This is a genomic window from Taklimakanibacter deserti, assembly GCA_003574785.1.
Map to the genome: position 1 here is coordinate 39,588 of QORU01000014.1, position 18,430 is coordinate 58,017.

Below are 18,430 nucleotides of genomic sequence, written 5' to 3' on the forward strand. Positions count from 1 at the left end.
AATGACGGGTGCCGGGACTTGTGCTCTCGGCACCCTGGTCGCAAGAGCCGGCCGGCCTATTGCGGATAATCGACCTTGAAGGTCTTCGGATCGTAATCCGCGCCCATGCCGCCGGTGATCAACATGTCCGCAGGGCCGTTTGGAACCACCATGTCGGTCAGACGCAGCGAAGTCTGGATCGACGGCGTCTCATCGCCTTCCGAGACCGCGATCTGCGAATTGATCGTGTAGATGCAGGGCACCGGCGCACCGGCAAGGACCTGCAGGGCGACATTGACCGAGACGCCGCCCATGGCCGGCGGGTAGCCGACTTCGAGCATCGGCACCTTGTGCTGGATGGCCATTTGGAGGGGGCCGTTGACGTCCGCTGTCGTGTGCGGCGGGATTTCGCCGTCCTTGTAGCCGGCCTCGATGAAAGCCTCGATAGAACCGGGAGTCTGCAATCCATGCGCCGACCAGACCGCGTTGATCTCCTTACCGTATTTGGCGATCATCGCCTGCATCACCTGCTTGCCCTTGACCGGCGACCAGTCGGAATAGACGGTCTCGAGCACCTTGATGCCGGGATACTGGGCGAATACTTCACGCGCCGGCTTCTCGCGGTTCTCCGACGGGCTCGAGCCCGCCTGGCCGGCCAGCATGATGACATTGCCTTTGCCGTTGAGCTTCTCGGCGATCCACTGGGCGAAGAGGCGGCCCATCATGGCATCGGAAGCGGTCACGAAGGTGACGAAGTCGTCCGAGGCGACGCGGCGGTCCATCATCACGACCGGTATGCCCTGGGCCATCGCCTGCTGCACCGCCGGGTCGAGCGCCTGCTGCGTGTTGGCGCTGACGATGAGCAGATCGACGCCACGCGAGATCAGGTCCTGGATGTCGGCGACCTGCTTGGCGTCGTCATGTCCGGCATCCGTGATGATCAGCTTGCTGATCTTGCCCTTGTGCTCGGCGGCGGCCTTCTGAAGCGAATGGAGCATCACCACGCGCCAGGAGTCGCCGAGGCCGGCATTGGAGAATCCGATAACGTAGGGGCCGTCTTTTTTATATTGCGATGTGTCCTTGAAGCAGACCTCGGTATCGGGATTGTAGAGATAGGTGCGCGGGGCGCCTTCATAGAACTTGCTCTGCGCCAGGACCGGCATCGCCAGCGCGGCAACGCCTGCGGCGCCGGCGAAAGCGAGTGCGAGGCGACGGGTTACGGATTTCATGCTTTTCCTCCCTATGAGACTGATCGGCGAACTGCCTCTGCATAGCCAAATGCAGTACCTGATCTGCAGGCTCGATACTTCTATCCGGTCGACTTCGACTGGAGCGCCCTTACCGGCGCTCGTCAGACAGTCGCAGCATGAAGGTCCGGATCAAATCGGAAAATTTTTCAGAATGAGAGTTTGCGAGACACGCGAGAGGACACGTCAAGCATGCCGGCCATTGTCAGTAATGGCCGGCCGCTCGCATGATGCTGTCGATGTGGTTCTGGCAGCGCTCCAGCGCTTCGCGGTCGGTCAGCTCGCCATTGAGCGCGGCGAAGATCTCCTCGCCGATGATATGCTCGATCTGGGCATATTCGGGAATTGGCGGCCGCTGCCAGGTATGCAGCTTGTTCTGCTTGGCGAGGCGATCGACGAAGCGCACGATGGCGGTCGTGGCGTTGGCTTCGGGATCGGCGGTGACGCTGAAGCGGGGGGCTACCGGAATGCCGTTCTTGACATGCTCTTTCATGGCGGCCGGCGATGCCATCCAGGAAATCGCCTCGAAGGCGAGCTTGGAGCGTTCAGGCGGCAGGCCAGCCGGGATCGCCAGCAGGAAGCCGCCGATGGGGCTGACCATCTGGCCGCCGGGCCCGTGCGGGTAGGGAAGGTACTCGGTCTTCCGCTTCACGACCGAGCGGATGTCATATTCGAAACGCGCGGCGCGCATGGTCCAACAGTAGATCATCGCCGCATGACCGAGCAGGAAGCAGTCCAACGCCCTGTTCCAGTCCATGATCAGGATATCCGGAGGCGAAAAGGCGAGCAGCCTGCGCATATAGTCGAGTGTCTTGAACCCGGCTTCGCTCAAGACCTTTGGACGGTACATGTCACCGGCCATATGGCTGTAGTCGAAGGCGACGCGCGACATCGGCACGTTGAGAACCGGCTGGCCGCAGCAGCCCATGAAGAACATGAAGGAATGCGCCATCGGCATGCCCTTGGCCGCGTTCCAGACGATGCCCTGCATGCCGTGTTTGGGCTGGTGCAGCTGGCGCGCCGCATCGAGCACCTTTTCGAAGGTGGTGGGCGCATGCAGCTCGTGGGCTTCGAAAAGGTCCTTGCGGATCGCGAGCGTCTCGATGGTGCTGTAGATCGGCACGCCATACTGCTTGCTGTCCCACCCTCCCGTCGACCAGATATTGGGATGGAAGTCGAGGGGGTTCATGTTGCTTTCGGCAAGATAGCTGTTCAACGGCTGGACCATGCGGTTCTTCACCGCTTCGCCGAGCCAGGGGATATTGATGCAGATGACGTCGTATTCGCTTTCCTTGCGCCGGGCGTTGCTGAACAGCTCCTCGTAAAGCTGCGGCAGTGCACGCAGCGTGAAATTCTTGCGCGAGGACAGCTTTGAACGGAAATCCGACCACATGTTCCGCATGGAGTCGAAATAGTTGTCGTCATGGAGCAGGAAGCGCAGGTCCTGCGCCGGCGTCAGCCGGCTCTCGATGATCTTGAGCGGCGGAATGATCTGATCGGTCATGTAGGAGCCGCCGAAATAATATTCGCCGGCATTGGCACTGCCTTTACCGAGCCCGAAGGTTTCGGCCAGCAGCACCTTCACCTTCATCGCATAGGAGATGAAGGTCGACTTCAGCTTCCGGCTTGGGACCAGATAGAAGGATTTGCCGTTGGGATTGCGGCAATGTTGCTCGATCTCGCCGTCCTCGATGAGGCGATGGATGCGACGCATCGCGCTGGCGAAAGGAATCTGCGAGACCGAGGCGAGCGACGACATCGTGACGACGTCGCCGCGCAGATGGCTTTTCATCAGATAGAGGACGATGTTCCAGACCGGATCCGGATCGGCGCCGCCGATCTTTTCGTCATAGGGCGTGCGAATCCGTTCAAGGAAGTTGATGATCCGGAGCAGTTCATAGTCCGTCATGCGGTCCAAGGCATCGACCTCCGCAGGAAAAACTATCATCCTCGCCTCCATCGATCAAAGAGCCGCCCCGTCGGTGATGCGGGTCGCCAAGAGTGGGCTACCAGTTCCATCCGGGGCATCGAAAAACGAAAATCGGGGAGCCCGGCGAACAAGGCGATGCCATGCGCCGCGCCGCGGGCGACGGCCCTGTCTGTTTCGGTCAAACCAGCCGTAAGGTGACCGTGATGGTCGCAGTTCCTCGGAAGCACGGTGCGCTGACCCCGTGGTTCATGCTCGACAATCTCGCGGGGAGGGGACCGTAGCGGCATTCAGCACGCTTGACGTACCGATAGTTGCGCGCGAATGCACGCCCAGATATGCGCCGCGCTCCACTCGCCAACCGTGCGGCCGATGACGTTCGCATGACGAAGCGTCAGCGGCCCACTTGCATCGACATGTCTCTTCGCCTTTGGCGATCGGGACGTCGAAGTCGGCGGCGGGGATCTTTGGCGCCGGTTTCTCCCATTTTCTGACGGCATGCTACCAAAGTCGGCCAGCCGCGCGCCACCAGGAATTCTCATTTTGAGAATCTTTCGGACGTGGCCTCCACCCGGGAGCAGGGTGGCCAATGATGCCGGTTTTGTTGTTCATTTTGAAAAAATTGGCCCATGCAATCCGGGTGTGTCTTTGGCATTCCTCAGGGGGCTCGGAGGACTGATGCTGTACGACAACGGACTGCCGGGCGGCGTGGGTTTTGGCTTCCGCTTGGGACGGGTTGACCGGCGATTGATCCGCCGTCCCGTTCTGATTATGTGATTGGGCGCTCGGCCCGAGAGACCGGCACCCGCCGGAAACGGTTCAGAGAAGGAAGCCGATGATGACGGCTGCACCAGCAAAATCCTCAGGCCGCGCACCGATCCGCATTCCTGTGACACTGGTCACGGGGTTCCTCGGCAGCGGCAAGACCACCATGATCAACGCGGCATTGCGCGCGCCGGAAATGGCAAGGACTGTCGTGGTCGTCAACGAGTTCGGCGAGGTCGGACTCGATCATCAGCTCGTCACCGCCAGCAGCGACCAGGTCATGGTGCTGGAGAATGGCTGCCTGTGCTGCACGGTGCGCGGCGATCTCATCGGCACGCTGAACGGTCTCTATCATGACCGCGCCGCCGGCCGGATACCGTCCTTCGATCATGTCGTCATCGAGAGCTCAGGCCTTGCCGAACCCGGCCCAGTCCTCCAGGCATTCCTGTCGGAACCGACCCTGGACGGCCTCTATCGCGTGGCCACGGTGATCACGCTGGTTGACGCGGTGAACTGGAAGGAGACCGCCGAGCGCCACGACGAGGCGCTGCGCCAAGTGGCCTTCGCCGACAAGGTCGTGCTCACCAAGCTCGATCTGCCTGGCGAAGTGGGCTTGGAAGCGGCGGTGCGTGCCGATATCGCCGACCTCAACCCGGTGGCCGAGGTCATGTCGATCGATCTGTCGCCGAAGATCGTGGCGAGCCTCTTGACCACGCCCGGCTTCGACGCGGCGGATCCGAAGGCGGATCCAAGACCCTGGCTCAGGCTCACGCAGCATCTTGCCCGCCAGGAAGCCGAAGAACACCACGGGCATGATCATCATCATGACCATGACCACGACCAGGATCATGATGGTCACACGGCGCATTATCACCTGCGCGGCAAGGGCATCGAAAGCTTCGTGCTGCTGCGCGAGAAGCCGCTGTCGCGCGAGGAGCTGCAGTTTCTTTTGGACGGCATCACGCAAAATCTCGGTACGGGCTTGCTGCGCGTAAAAGGGCTGGTCAATATCGCCGACGAGACCGGCAAGCCCGCCGTCATCCAGGGCGCCCAGCATCTGCTGCATACCATGACCTGGCTGGAACGATGGCCCGACAAGGACCACCGTACGCGCATCGTCTTCATCACGCAGGGCATAACCGGAGCGGAACTGCGCGAAATCGTCGAATTGCTGGATCGGGTCGGTCAGCGCACCTTCAAGGCGCGGGAGGCGGCCAGGATGCTGGAGGAAGCCTCGCGCCGGCTCACCAAGTGACGAGCGCGCCGCCAAGCTCAAGTCAAGGAGTATGAGATGAAGATCGGTTGGATCGGTTTGGGCAAGATGGGCATGCCGATGTCCAAGCGGGTGGCGGGAGGCGGACATGCGATCATCGCCTTTGCCCGCAATGGCGCAAGCGCCGGGAAGGCGACGGCGGCAGGCTACACGGTCGCCATGTCGATGGCGGAGCTCGCCGGCGCATGCGAGGTCGTGATCTCGTCCATTCCCGACGATGCCGCCTTGCACGAGACGGTTGCCGCCGAGGGCGCGCTGGCTTCGCATCTGGGCCGCGGTCAGACCTATATCGATACGAGCACGGTCTCGCCGGAGGCATCTGCCGAGGTGGCGAGGCTGTTGGCGGCCAAAGGCGTCACCTATCTGCGCGCGCCGGTCTCCGGCTCGACCGCGACGGCGGCTGCCGGCGCTCTCACCACCATGGTTTCGGGCCCTCGCGATGGCTTCGAGCGGATGGTCCCTTTGTTCGAGACCTTCACCAAAGTGCGTCTCTGGTTGGGGGAGAGCGAGCAGGCCCGCTTCATGAAGCTGGCGGTCAATTCGACGCTTGCCGCCATGTCGCCGCTGCTGGCCGAAGCGCTCGCCTTCACGCGCAAAGGCGGGGTTTCCCTGGCGGATGCGCTCGAGGTCTATTCCAAGAGCGCGGTCGCGACACCGCTGCTCGAATATAAGAGAGCGACGATCCTCGAAGGCAAGTACGATCCCGCCTTCGAAGTGTCACAGATGATGAAGGATCTCGACATAGCGCTCTCTGTGGGGCGCCAGATGCATGTACCGCTGCCGCTCGCCTCGCAGGTGCGCCAGCAATATGAGGCAGCCTATCTGCATGGCAAGGGCGAGCGTGACATCTTCGTGCTTGTCAAGGAGATTGCCGAGCTGGCGGGGGTGGAGGAGGCGAGCTGACCCTGGGGCCGGCTCTTCTGTTCAGATCGACGCGCCTTCGGCGCCGGTGCGGAAATCGAAACTGGTGCTCAGGCCACCGTCGGCCATCAGGTCCTCGCCGATGAACGCGGCCGATTCCTCGGAAAGGAGGAACATCGCCGCCTGCGCAACATGCTTCGGATCGAGGATCCTGCCGGCCGGCTGACGATTTGCCCGGGTGGCCTCGAACTTCCGGCTGTCGACCGCCGATTCCATGTGGCGCTTGAACAGGCCCACCATCATGGGCCCGGGTGAGAGCACATTGACGCGGATGCCCTGGCGGGCATGGTCCATGGCGATGGTCCTGGCAAGACCGCGTACCGCTGCCTTCGAAGCGGTATAGGCGGCGAGCTGCTGCTCGCCGAAGGAGCCCGACACCGAGCCGACCGCCACGATCTGTCCGCCGCCATTGGCAATCATGCGTGGTAAGAGCGCCTTGATCGCCATGGCCGTGCCCACGACATTGACATCGAGGGTGCGCACCAGCACGTCCTTGCTCGTCTCGAGGATCGATCCGACCGTGTCGAGGATCGCGGCGGCGGTGACGAGGCCGAGCGATCCTGTGCCGGACTTGTCGAGCAGCGCGTTCACCTGCGTCCAGGTCGAATTATCGGAAACACCGCCGGTGACATGCATGTAGCGGTTGTCCTGCCGCAGATCCTCAGACGCCGGGGCGCGGTCGACGCCCAAGGTCTCGACACCGGCATCGAGCAGCAGCTTGCACAGTTCGCCGCCGAGACCCGACGAAGCGCCGGTAACTACGACGGTCGAGGGCAGGGTAAGGGTGAAAGTCGGTTTCCGGGACATGTCTGATCCTCTTGCTGTATCGGGGTGACTAACTGGCCACCCGCCTAAGTCATTCGCGCGGCGCTTCGCCGCTCAACCGGGTGATGATCAGCGCCAGCAGGATGATTGCGCCGTAGCAGGCGTCGATCCAGAAAGCGGCGACCGAGGAGAGCGTCAGCACGTTTTGCAGCAGCCCCAGCAGCAACACGCCGGTCAGCGCGCCGATCATGCGGCCCTGGCCGCCATTCAGGCTGATGCCGCCGATCACCGCGGCGGCGAACACGTAGAAGATCATATTCTGCCCCTGGCCGGACATGACCGAAGCGATGCGGCCGGTGAGCAGCAGGCCGGCAAGGGCGGCAAGCAGGCTTCCGGCGATGAAGACGCCGATGGTGATGCGCTCGACCGGGATGCCTGCCACGCGGGCGGCCACTGGATTTCCGCCGATCGCATAGATGGCGCGGCCGATGCGGTGGTAGCGCATCATCAGGCCAAAAAAGAGAAAGAGGAGGCCCGCGATCCAGATCGAGGCGGGAATACCGAACCACTTCGCATTGCCCAGATAGAGGAACTCCTCCGGCAGATCGAACAGCGTCTGGCCATTGGTGATGCCGAGCGTGATGCCGCGCAACAGGATGAGCATGGCGAGTGTTGTGATGAAGGCATTGAGTCTCAGCTTCACCACCAGGAGGCCATTGATCGTGCCGACGATGAGGCCGACGGCGAACAGCACCGCAATGCCGGCATAGCCGCTGATGCCGATGCCGGACCCGCCGATATAGGTATCCGAGATCATCAGCCAGGCCGCGACCATCGGCGCGATCCCGACGGTCGATTCCAGCGACAGGTCGAACTTGCCGCAGATCAGGATCAGCGACTGCGCGATCACCAGGATCGACAGCTCGGATGATTGCTGCAAGACATTGAGCAGGTTCTCCGGCATCAGGAAGGACGGCGATACGAAGCTGCCGACGATCAACACCAGGACAATAACGGGAACCAGCACCAGGTCGCGCAGTTTCATCCGGGCGAAGAGATTGGGGCCGGCCGGCGCCGCTGTTTCGGTCCGGGATGCGGTGCTGGTCATTTCAGTAAAGCCCTTCAATTGCGGCAACCATGTCATGATCCTTCCAGCCGCGCGGGAAGGATCGCGTGATGCGGCCGCGGAAAATCACCTCGACCCGGTCGCAGACAACCAGTTCATCGAGATCGTCGGAAACGACCAGAACGGCCATGCCGCCCGCCTTCGCCTTTTCGATGATGTCGTAGAGCGCCGCCTTGGACGCGATGTCGACGCCTTGCGTCGGCGCGGTCAGCACCAGGACCTTGGGGTTCGATGCCAGCGCCCGGCCGACCATCGCCTTCTGTTGATTGCCCCCGCTGAGCTCGCGGATCGGCTGCTCGCCTGAGGCGGCGACGATGCCCATGGTAGCGATCTGACGCCGCACCGTCGCTTCTTGCCGGGCCGGGGAGACGAAGCCGGCCTTGCCGAACTGGTGCATGACGGTGGCCGTGAGGTTGTCGCCGACCGACAGCAGCGGGAAGAGGCCGCGCACATGCCGGTCACGCGCGACATAGCCGATGCCCGCGGCGCGCATCGCCTCGACGTCTCCCGCAGGCGCCGGTCGGCCGCCGATCGAGATCGTCCCGGCGTCGGGCTTGATGAGTCCGGCAACCGCCTCGGCGACCTTGTCTTTGCCGGAACCCGCGAGACCGGCAAGACCGACGCACTCGCCCGCGGCGACCTCGAGATCGACCGCGTCGAAGCCATTGGCGAGGGTGAGCGCTTTCAGGGCGAGACCCGGCACGGCGTCCGGCGTGACGGCGGCGGGCCGCCTCTCCCGTTTCATCATCACTGCGTCGCCCACCATGGCGGCGACCAGCCGGTCTTTCGGGAATTCCTTGAGTCGGGCATCGGCCACCACGCGTCCGTCGCGCATCACCGTCACGGTCCGGCAGATCTCGTAGATTTCCTCGAGATGATGCGAGATGTAGAGGAAGGTCACGCCGCTTGCCTGCAGGCCGCGAATGCGGTCGAAGAGCCGGTTGACCTCCTTGCGTTCCAATTCGGCTGTCGGCTCGTCGAGAATGATGAAGCGGCTGCCTTGCAAGAGGGCACGGGCGATCTCGACGATCTGCCGCTGCTCGACGGTGAGCCGCCAGGCGTCCAGGTCCGGGGAGACGTCGAGGTCCCACTCCTTCAGCGCCGCCATCGACCTTTCGCGCAGGCGCCGCCAGTCGACGAGGCCCAGCGCTCCGCGCGGCTGGTTGTTGAGGAACAGATTCTCGCCGACGGTGAGATGGGGGATCATCATCCAGCGCTGGTAGACGCAGGCGACACGCTCGCGCCAGGCTCGCCGGTCGCCGAGCGAGGGCGAGGGTTGTCCGGCAAGCCTGATCTCGCCGGCATTTGCGCCGTAGATGCCAGTGAGGAGGCTGACCAGCGTCGACTTGCCGGCGCCATTGCGCCCGACAAGGGCACGCGCGTCGCCGACGGGAATCTCGATGGCGACATCGCGCAGCACTTCAATGGGACCGAAGCGCTTGACGATGCCGTGGGCTTCGGCGGCGAAACCGGTCGTTTGATCGTGCACGGATGCAGTGTCGACGGCAGCCATGCTCACCCCTGTTGCAGGATATGGCAGACCGGGGCGCCGCCGCAAGGCGCCCCAATCACGGTTCGCTTACTTCCCGGCCTGATTGCCCCAGAGCGTCGGATCGCTGGCATTCTCCTTGGTCACCACGGCGGCCGGGAGATAGTCCATGAGATTGTCGCCGACCGGCACGATCTCGCTGTTGTGGTCGGTCGGACCGGCCTTGAAGCTTTTTCCCTCAAGAGCCGCCTTGGCGTAAAAGGCGCCGTATTTGGCATAGAGATCGAGCGGCTGGGCGACGGCGACATCCAGGTAACCGTCGCGGATCTGTTCCATCGCATAGGGCGTGCCATCGACCGAGGCGAGGAAGATGTGATTCGGCTCGCCGACCTTGGTCAGCTTGTCGGCGCTCTTGAGCACATTGAGCACACCGGCCAGCATCACGGAATCGCTCTGCATGTAGATGGCCTTGAGGTCCGGCGTCGTGGTCACGACGGTCTGCGCCGCCGAGGTCGCCTTGTCGGCTTTCCAGTTGGTCGGGCGTTCGATGATCTCGACCTTCGGGAATTTCTCCTTCATGCAGTCGTTGAAGCCGGTCGTGCGATCACGGCCGTTGGTTGTGGCCTGGTCGCCCATCAGCGACAGCACCTTGCCTTCGCCGCCGATCGCCTTGCCCACGGCCTCGCAAGCCTTGGCGCCGATGCCCTTGTTGTCGGCGCGCACGATCATCGCCGTCTTGCCCTTGGCCGGTGCAATATCGATCAGTACCGCCGGCACGCCTTTTTCCGCTGCAAAGTCCAGCACCGGCGCGATCGCCTGGCTGTCGGTCGGGTTGATGATCAGGACATTGGCGCCGGCCGAGATCAGATTGCGCACGTCGGTAGACTGCTTGGCGGCATCGCCATTGGCATTGGTGGGCGGCATCGCCTCGAGTCCGGCGTCCTTGACGGCGGCAAGGGTCTGATTGGCCATGATGGCCTGGAACGGATCGGTCAGGAACGGTGCGGAATAGCCGAGTTTCTGCTGCGCGGCAGCCGGCAGAACCGAGGCGACGAGCGCCAGCGCGGCACCCGAGATCGCCGCGGTGAGCGCAACGCGACGGGACTTCACCCGCGATTGTTTCATCATGCTAACCTCCCATTATTGGCCACGACATTCTCAGTGTCGGCCTGGGAGGAGTGTTGATGGCATGCGCCACCGGTTCAACGCGCAAGATGATCAAAATGAGAAAGCGCGGCAGGAATCAAACGATGCCGCGGATCGAGCCGCCGTCGACGCCCCACACGGCCGAGGTCACGAAAGAGGCGAGGTCGGAGGCGAGGAACACCACGACATTGGCCACTTCCTCCGGCTCGCCGAGGCGCGCCAGCGGAAGTTGACGCAAGCTCATCTCGTACTCGACCGCTTCCTTCGGCGGGCGCTTGTGGAATTTGCCCATTGTCTCGGCGAAGCCGCCGGGCTTGGACCAGAAGGGCGTCCAGATCGGACCCGGCGCCACGGCATTGACGCGGATCTTCGGCGCCTCGGCGCGGGCCAGGCTCTTGGTCAGCGCCAGCACGGCCGATTTGGAAACGCCATAATCGACCGGGACCGGCTCGGGCTGGCGGGCGAGATCGGAAGCGTTGTTGATGATGACGCCGCCTTTCTGCCTGAGCACCGGGAGGGCGACCCGGGTCGCCCGGACATAGCTCATGAAGTTGAGCTGCAGGGTTTTCTCCCATTCCGCGTCGGTGAGTTGATCAAAGCTGCGCACGGCACCCGAGCCGACATTGTTGACCAGAACGTCGAGCGTGCCGCCGAACGGCTTGAGCGCCTGTCCGATCGAGCCCGTGACGCCATCAGCCGTGCTCAGGTCGCCAAGACCGACGCCGGCCTTCACTCCCTTGGCTTCGATTTCGCCGGCCAGCGTCTCGGTGCCTGCTTTGTCGATATCGACCAGGCCGACATGGGCGCCTTCATCGGCGAAGGCAAGCGCGATGGAGCGGCCAATGCCGCTCGCCGCTCCGGTGATGAGAATGGTCTTTCCGGCGAGATTGGTTTTCATTTCGTCCTCCCGATCTGCGGCTTCAGCCGGCTCTTTCAAACATTTCCATCGTCGTGTCGAAGGAACGCTTTGCCTGATCCTTCAGCGGCATGACGCGGTATTTCTCACTCAGGATTTCGACCGACCAGAACCCGTCCCAGCCAGTCGCCCTGATCGCGCGGATGAAGGCAGGCACGTCGAATACGCCTTCGCCCGGATAGACGCGCTCGCGGATCGTGTCGATCCAGAGCGACTCCTTGACCTCGGCAAGCGCATCGTTGAGCTCGACCGACTTGATGTATTTGGCGGGGAATTCAGCGACCTCGCTGTAGGGGATGTTGCCGCGCGCCATGTGCCAGATGTCGATGCACAGCCCGCCATTCGCCCTGCCGGCGAGGTCGAGGATCTGCCGGGACGTCTTGAGGTCACTGATATTGGTGAATGGCAATACCTCGATGGCTATGTCCGAGCCCACCGCCTTTGCTTCGTCGCACCACTGCGCCAGTTCTCTGGCATAATGCGGAATGTCGATCGTCTGGCCATACATCTGGCCGGAGCCCTTGATGTCACGCGCCCCGAGCTCGGCTGCCGCTTCGAGAAGCTCCTTGCGGATCCTGTCCGACTTTGCACGCTTGTCGCCGGTCTCGAACCAGTCGCCCAGGAATTCGACCTCGATATGCTTGATGCCGTTGTCGTCGAAGATCCGCTTCATGCCCTTGAGGCTCAACTTCTCCTTGTTGGCAATGATGTCCTGCACCACGAGCCCGATGCCGACATAGCCCGCCGCTGCGGCAACCTCGACACGCTCGCGCAACGTATAGGGGCTGATCTCGGTCGGCCCCATCGGCTCTCGGTCTCCGGAGATGGTCCAATAGGCGGCCAGCAATTCCGGCGTGTTCGGCATCTGATCGTTTTCCTCCGGCTCAGGTCAGCTCGCTCAGTGGATACCAGAGGAATCAGGATGCCGTCCGCATGACGTGCACCGGCGATATGCCCCGCTATCCTTCGTTGCGGCTGCATATTTCGGTGCCGTCCACGGCGACGCAACTGGCAAAATTGTCAATTTGAACAGAATGTCGCCCGTCGCCCTCCGGCCAGAACTTATCAAACTGGGCAATATCGGCATTGTTGACGGCACCGCTGGTCCTATTCTCCGGGTGCCATCAGGAAAGCAGAGAAGGAAAAGAGGAGAATAACATGCAGGGCATCGCGCTTGTCGTGGGCGTCAGCGGCATAATCGGCAACAACACCGCCCGCGAGCTGCTCGCGAACGGGTGGAAGGTCTACGGCCTGTCGCGCAATCCGACCAATGACACGGCCGTCGCCGGCGTCATTCCCGTCGCCGCCAATCTGCTTGACGCCGGGAGTGTCCAGGCGGCCCTCAAAGATGTATCCCCGACCCATGTATTCTTCGCGACCTGGACGCGCCGCCCCACGGAGGCGGAGAACATAGAGGTCAATAGCGCCATGGTGCGCAACGTGCTGACCGCCCTGTCGCCGAAGAAGTGCGTACGTCATATCGACCTTGTGACCGGTCTCAAGCACTATCTCGGGCCGTTCGACGCCTATGTCACCGGCGGCTTCCGGCCGGTGACGCCGCTGCGCGAGGAGCAGTCGCGTCTCGACCTGCCGAATTTCTACTATGCGCAGGAGGACGAGGTCTATGCGGCCGCCAAGCGCGACGGCTTCACCTGGACGATCCAGCGTCCGCACACCGTTATCGGCAAGGCGATCGGCAACGCCATGAACATGGGCTCGACGCTCGCCGTCTATGCTTCGATCTGCAAGGAGGCGGGCCGCAAGTTTCGCTGGCCGGGTTCGGAGGGGCAGTGGAATGGCATCTGTGATGTGACCGACGCACGCGTGCTCGCCAAGCATCTGGTCTGGGCGGCGAATACGGTGGCGGCGCAGAACGAGGCTTTCAACGTCGTCAATGGTGACTATTTCCGCTGGAGCTGGCTGTGGCCGCGCATCGCCAAATGGTTCGACGTGGAATGGGTCGGCTGGGATGGCGAGATCCATCCGCTGGAGGCTCAAATGGCCGATGCCCCGGCGATCTGGGCTAAGATGGTCAAGAAGCACGGTCTCAAGGAAGCCGATCTCGACCGTCTCGCTTCGCCCTGGCACACCGATCTGGACCTCGGCCGTCCGATCGAGATCATGACCGATATGACGAAGAGCCGCGAGGCTGGCTTCCACGTCTTCCAGTCGAGCGAGAAGTCGTTCACCAACCTGTTCGCGCAATTGCGGGCGGAGAAGCTGATCCCGTGATGAGAGGCTAGGCGACCATCTGCGTCGGGATGCCGAGCTTGGCGACGATGCGGTGGCCCGAGGCCTCGAGATCGCGCTTGACGCGCTGGGCATCCGGCCAGAGCAGCTTGCCGGCGCGCTTGCGGAATTTCCCGGCGATGAGCACATGCTCCACATTGCCGACGCCCGCCTGCATGATCACGGTGGAATAGGGGTCGTGCACCGGCCACATGTTCCAGCCCGTGGCGTCGATGACCGTGATGTCGGCCTGCTTGCCGGGCGTCAGCGAACCGACCTTGTCGTCAATGCCGAGCATGCGGGCCGTTTCGATGGTGATCCAGCGCAAGGCGTCCTTCGTATTCACCGTGCAGTTGTCGGGAATGCCGCCATGCGATGCGCGATGGCTGGCATTGTCCAGCGCGCGCTGGCAGGCGAGAGCCATGCGCGCGACAGCAAACATGTCGGCCGAGACCAGCGACTCGATGTCGACCCCGAAGGTCGGCTGCCCGCCGGCCGCGAGCACCCGCCCGGTGACTGGCCAGCCATGCCCTTGTACCATCTCGTTCTCAGGCGCCACGGTGAAGGAGACACCGGCATCGACGAAGCGCCTGATCTGCTCATCGCTCAGATTGTTGCCATGCACGATGTTGATGCCTTGGCCGACGAGGCCTTCCGCTTCCAGCCGTTCCCAGCCGCCCGGCGTCTTGGCTTCACCGCCGCCCTGGTGCATCGAGGCGATCAGCCCGAATTCGCGGGCGAGCCTGAAGTCGGTGCGCGCCACATCCATCGTCGAGTAGTGCGGGCCGAGGATGGCCATGCCCAGCGTCACGAGTTGATCGCGACTGGCTAAGCGTGATTTGAGCAGGCGCTCGATCTCATGGCGCGGATGCGGGACCTCCGAGAAATGCGGCTCGCCCGGCTTGGGATCGGGCTTCGGAGAGCCGTGCAGGAAGACGGCGCGGATGCCGCTCTCCGCAAGTCCATCGACGGCCGCGTCGGTATGGGTTGGGGTCGGGTTATTGTGGCACCAGTCGCCGAGCGTCGTGGCACCCGCGTTGATCTGACCGAGCGCGCCGGCAAGAGTGGCTATATATATGTCTTCAGGTCGGAAGGCGGTGGCGAGCCCCCGATGCACCCAGCGGAAATATTCGAGCAGGGTCATGTTGGAGCAGAGGCCGCGCAAGCCCGTCTGCCAGGTGTGCATATGGCCATTGACGATGCCCGGGATGACGATCCGGCCGCGCCCCGCAACTGTCTCGGCGCCCTCGGCGGTGAGGTTCGGCCCAACGGCGGCGATCCTCTCACCCTCCACCAGAACGTCTGCGTCCTGGAAGGCCCCGAGCCTGGCGTCCATCGTCAGCACGATGGCATTCTTGATGAGTATGCGTTCGGTCATGGCGTCCCGGTCCTGGATCGAAGCGATGCCGGTCAGGAAGCGACCGGCATGAGGGTGAAATCAAAGTCGATGCGATGAAGCGGCCGTCTTTGCGTGGCGACCGGCGGTCCGGCACTGTTCGCGACCGGGCTTATGTCCCTGACCAGCGGTGCGCGTACACCGAACACGGCGTCGCTGCCGAGATAAGGATCGTGGGGGAAGAATATCTCCGTCACGATGGGTTGGTGGCCCTCGGCTTTGACGATGAAATGATAATGGGCCGGCCGCCACGGCGAGCGGCGCATGTGTGTCACCAGTTTTCCGACCGGGCCATCCGTCGGTATCGTGTAAGGGCCCGGTTCGACGGTGGTGAAGGCATAACGTCCTTCGGCATCGCACAACTGCTTGCAGCGGAGATTGTCATCGGCCTGCGTCGGATCCTGCGTGGCATAGACGCCCTTGCTATTGGTCTGCCACATATCGACAACGGCGCCGGGGATCGGCCGTCCGGCGGTGTCACGTACGACACCGGTGAGGAGGATGGCGTCGCCCTCATTGTCTCCGACCAGGTCAGCGCCGAACGGAACGGTCGGGCTGTCGTCGGTATAGAAGGGACCCAGCACGCTGCCCACGGTCGCCTCAGGCGTATCGTTCATCAGATCGACCAGCGAGGTCGCCCCCATGACATCGGAGAGAAGCGCGAACTCGTTGCGCTTGTCGTCGCTGATCTGCCCGCAGCGCCACAAAAAATCGACCGCGGCCAGCCACTCGTCATGGCTCGGCCGCACGTCGCGGATGAAGGCATGCAGGTGATGCGCGAGGCGCTGCAGCACCTCCTTCAGGCGGGGATCATCCGCATTCGCCCATGACTCTTGCACCGCCCGGGTGATGTTTTCCGTGGTGATGTCGCGCATGGTGCAGTCCTCCCTGCCGCTTTCTCCTTATGAGATCGACTATAGCGCGCTTTCTGCTTCAACCGGGTTGCGCAGGATGCCGATCTTCTCGATCTCGACTTCAACCGTGTCGCCGGCCTTCATCCACAAAGGCGGCTTGCGGGCATGGCCCACGCCCTGCGGCGTGCCCATGGCGATCATGTCGCCCGGTTCCAGTGTCATGAATTCGGAGATGGTCGCTATTGCCTTGGCGACGGGAAAGATCATGTCGCTGGTATTGGCGTCCTGGAGCGTCCGGCCGTTGAGGCGGCAGGCAATGCGCAGGCCCGATGCACCGGATGGCAGCTCGTCGGCGGTCACGACCACCGGACCCACCGCACCAGTCGCGTCGAAGTTCTTGCCCGGCGTCCATTGATGCGTCTTGCGCTGATAGTCGCGTACCGAAGCGTCATTGAAGCAGGTGTAGCCGAAGACATGATCGAGCGCCCGCGCCCCGGGAATGGCGCGACCGGCCTTGCCGATGATGACGAGCAGTTCCGCCTCATAATCCAGCTGCTCCGAGACAGGGGGAAGGCGGATTGGCGCGCCGGCCGCGACGAGCGATGTCGGCACGCGCAGGAACAGTGCTGGATAATCGGGGACGGTGAAGCCGCCTTCCGCCGCATGCGCGCGATAGTTGAGGCCTAGGCATACTACCTTGCCGGGACGGGCGAGGGGCAGCGCTAAGGTCACCTCCGAGAGCGCTCGCCAGTCGGAGGCCCGCAGATTGGCCGAAGCTTCCTTTGCACTGGCCAGTCCCGCCGGATCGAACAGGGAATCGAGATCGGCGCCTATGGAGCCGAGCGAAGCGATGCGCTTGCCGTCATCAACCACACCAAGACGGCGTTTGCCGCCCTCGAAGAACATTGCGAAACGCATCGAACCCCCTCGCAATCCGCCATGAAACCGCCATTGCGGCATAATGTCGATACTCCTTGCACCTGTGATCCCAGCCTATTCTCATAATGAAAAAAGTTTTGTCCATGCCGCAGCCGAGCTGACCTTATCGTCTTGCACCGGGCCAGGGGAGGAGACCGTCATGTTGTTCGCCATTCACGCACTTGATTGTTCCCGTGGCCTTGAATTGCGCAAGATCCATCAGGAGCCGCATCTCGCTCACCTCAAGACAGCTTCCGATTATGGCGTTCGGATCGTCATGTCCGGGCCGCTGGTGGAGGATGATGGTGTGACCACCAAGGGCAGCCTGCTTGTCGTCGAGGCCGATAAGCGCGACGGCGTGCAGCGCTTCAACGGCGCCGATCCTTTCAGCACAGAGGGCGTCTGGGACAAGGTCACCATCACGGCCTTCATCAGGAAGAATGGCTGACCGGCGTTCGCAAGAGGGAAGGAGCGTGCCATGAGAGTGGCCGTGGCGGGCCTCGGCTGGTGGGGCAAGCAGATCATTTCATGTCTCGAGAAGAGTCCGCGCTTCGACACTCGCTACGGTGTCGACCCCTTGCCGTCCGCGAGTGCGCTGGATTTCCTCTCTTCACTCAATATCCGCCACGCGCCTGATCTGGCGTCGGTGCTGGCTGATCCCGATATTGACGGCGTCATCCTCGCTACGCCGCACCAGCTGCATGAAGAGCAATGTCTGGCGGTGCTGGCGGCCGGCAAGGAGTTGTTCTGCGAGAAGCCGCTGGCCATGACGGCGGCTGGGGCGCGGCGGATCGTCGATGCCTGCGAAAGGGCAGGCAAGGTCCTCGGCATTGGGCATGAGCGCCGTTATGAAGAATGTTTCGAGCTGGTGCAGGAGCTTGTCGGTGAAGGCGCCCTCGGCACGCTGCTGCTTTACGAAGCCAATATCAGCCATGATCTGTTCAAGAACATCGATCGCAGCAACTGGCGCCTCGATCCCAAGCACGCGCCGGCCGGCATGATGACCGCGACCGGGATCCATCAGACCGATCTCTGTGTGGCACTTTTCGGCGAGCCGTGCGAGGTGCGGGCTGAGACCGCGAGCCTCACTTTCGCGCCGCCGGCCAGCGACTTCGTCACCGCGGCGCTGAAGTTCAAGTCCGGTGCGCGCGCCACGATCACCTTGCTGTCATGCGTGCCCTATTATGGCCGGGTTACCGTCTTTGGCGACAAGGGCTGGGTGGAAGTCATGACGGAAGGCAATGTCGATCAGGGCAAGCCGACCGTCGTGACGCAGTGCACCGGCACGCAGGCGCCGCGGCAGGTGACCGTCTATCATCCGACCGATACGGTGACGGCCAATTTCGAGTCCTGGGCCGCCGCCGTCGCCGGGGAGAAGCGCTATCGTTTTTCCAGCGCCGAGCTTGTGGACAATATCCGCATCTTCGAGGCGATCGTCAGATCCTCGGCCGAGGACGGCCGGACGGTCAGCCTATAAGA

The 18,430-nt window shown here is 62.8% G+C and carries 17 protein-coding genes; 6 read left to right on the forward strand and 11 right to left on the reverse strand.

Going from position 1 to position 18,430, the window contains the following annotated elements:
* Window positions 1-56: 56 nt before the first annotated feature.
* Window positions 57-1,208, reverse strand: a complete 1,152-nt coding sequence (locus DS839_RS26565) for an ABC transporter substrate-binding protein (RefSeq protein ID WP_119273527.1) — start codon at window positions 1,206-1,208, stop codon at window positions 57-59.
* Between the two features lie 223 nt (window positions 1,209-1,431).
* A complete protein-coding gene (locus tag DS839_RS26570; RefSeq protein ID WP_162918822.1) occupies window positions 1,432-3,174 on the reverse strand; it encodes an extracellular solute-binding protein in 1,743 nt (580 codons plus the stop codon).
* Window positions 3,175-3,735: 561 nt separating this feature from the next.
* On the opposite strand from DS839_RS26570, the gene DS839_RS36690 reads away from it, so the two are divergent.
* From DS839_RS36690 to DS839_RS26580, 3 genes are all read left to right on the forward strand, one after another.
* Complete coding sequence (locus DS839_RS36690) at window positions 3,736-3,930, forward strand: hypothetical protein (RefSeq protein WP_162918823.1); 195 nt, start codon at window positions 3,736-3,738, stop codon at window positions 3,928-3,930.
* Between the two features lie 61 nt (window positions 3,931-3,991).
* Window positions 3,992-5,173 carry a CobW family GTP-binding protein gene (locus DS839_RS26575; protein WP_162918824.1) on the forward strand — a complete coding sequence of 394 codons (1,182 nt, stop codon included), beginning with the start codon at window positions 3,992-3,994 and terminating at the stop codon, window positions 5,171-5,173.
* Window positions 5,174-5,209: 36 nt separating this feature from the next.
* Complete coding sequence (locus DS839_RS26580; protein ID WP_119273530.1) at window positions 5,210-6,094, forward strand: NAD(P)-dependent oxidoreductase; 885 nt, start codon at window positions 5,210-5,212, stop codon at window positions 6,092-6,094.
* Between the two features lie 21 nt (window positions 6,095-6,115).
* Here the strand turns inward: DS839_RS26580 and DS839_RS26585 are convergent, their stop codons facing one another.
* The 6 genes from DS839_RS26585 to DS839_RS26610 all read right to left on the reverse strand — a co-directional run bounded on the left by DS839_RS26585 (window position 6,116) and on the right by DS839_RS26610 (window position 12,419).
* Window positions 6,116-6,919, reverse strand: coding sequence for an SDR family NAD(P)-dependent oxidoreductase (locus DS839_RS26585; RefSeq protein WP_119273531.1), 804 nt, complete (start codon window positions 6,917-6,919; stop codon window positions 6,116-6,118).
* Between the two features lie 49 nt (window positions 6,920-6,968).
* On the reverse strand, window positions 6,969-8,021 hold the full coding sequence (locus DS839_RS26590; RefSeq protein WP_368911942.1) for an ABC transporter permease: 1,053 nt from the start codon (window positions 8,019-8,021) through the stop codon (window positions 6,969-6,971).
* The gene (locus DS839_RS26595; RefSeq protein WP_119273533.1) at window positions 7,987-9,516 is read right to left on the reverse strand and encodes a sugar ABC transporter ATP-binding protein; all 1,530 of its coding nucleotides are present in this window, start codon (window positions 9,514-9,516) and stop codon (window positions 7,987-7,989) included. The genes DS839_RS26590 and DS839_RS26595 overlap by 35 nt, the downstream gene beginning before the upstream one ends.
* A 66-nt stretch (window positions 9,517-9,582) precedes the next feature.
* Complete coding sequence (locus DS839_RS26600) at window positions 9,583-10,620, reverse strand: sugar ABC transporter substrate-binding protein (protein WP_119273534.1); 1,038 nt, start codon at window positions 10,618-10,620, stop codon at window positions 9,583-9,585.
* A 115-nt stretch (window positions 10,621-10,735) separates the two neighbouring features.
* Window positions 10,736-11,536, reverse strand: coding sequence for an SDR family NAD(P)-dependent oxidoreductase (locus DS839_RS26605; RefSeq protein WP_119273535.1), 801 nt, complete (start codon window positions 11,534-11,536; stop codon window positions 10,736-10,738).
* 22 nt (window positions 11,537-11,558) lie between these two features.
* Window positions 11,559-12,419 (reverse strand): sugar phosphate isomerase/epimerase family protein, encoded by an 861-nt coding sequence (locus DS839_RS26610; RefSeq protein ID WP_119273536.1) that lies wholly within the window; start codon window positions 12,417-12,419, stop codon window positions 11,559-11,561.
* Window positions 12,420-12,712: 293 nt separating this feature from the next.
* On the opposite strand from DS839_RS26610, the gene DS839_RS26615 reads away from it, so the two are divergent.
* Entirely contained in the window at window positions 12,713-13,786 is a 1,074-nt protein-coding gene (locus DS839_RS26615) for an SDR family oxidoreductase (RefSeq protein WP_119273537.1), read from the forward strand.
* Between the two features lie 7 nt (window positions 13,787-13,793).
* Here DS839_RS26615 and DS839_RS26620 read toward each other — a convergent pair whose 3' ends face one another.
* From DS839_RS26620 to DS839_RS26630, 3 genes are read right to left on the reverse strand one after another with little or no spacing between them, the layout of a single operon-like run.
* On the reverse strand, window positions 13,794-15,161 hold the full coding sequence (locus DS839_RS26620) for an amidohydrolase family protein (RefSeq protein WP_119273538.1): 1,368 nt from the start codon (window positions 15,159-15,161) through the stop codon (window positions 13,794-13,796).
* A gap of 32 nt (window positions 15,162-15,193) precedes the next feature.
* Window positions 15,194-16,054 (reverse strand): dioxygenase family protein, encoded by an 861-nt coding sequence (locus tag DS839_RS26625; RefSeq protein WP_119273539.1) that lies wholly within the window; start codon window positions 16,052-16,054, stop codon window positions 15,194-15,196.
* Window positions 16,055-16,093: 39 nt separating this feature from the next.
* On the reverse strand, window positions 16,094-16,951 hold the full coding sequence (locus tag DS839_RS26630; protein ID WP_119273540.1) for a fumarylacetoacetate hydrolase family protein: 858 nt from the start codon (window positions 16,949-16,951) through the stop codon (window positions 16,094-16,096).
* 160 nt (window positions 16,952-17,111) lie between these two features.
* Between DS839_RS26630 and DS839_RS26635 the strand changes: the two genes are divergently transcribed.
* Entirely contained in the window at window positions 17,112-17,399 is a 288-nt protein-coding gene (locus DS839_RS26635) for a YciI family protein (RefSeq protein WP_119273541.1), read from the forward strand.
* A gap of 30 nt (window positions 17,400-17,429) precedes the next feature.
* Window positions 17,430-18,428 carry a Gfo/Idh/MocA family protein gene (locus tag DS839_RS26640; RefSeq protein WP_119273542.1) on the forward strand — a complete coding sequence of 333 codons (999 nt, stop codon included), beginning with the start codon at window positions 17,430-17,432 and terminating at the stop codon, window positions 18,426-18,428.
* Window positions 18,429-18,430: the final 2 nt, after the last annotated feature.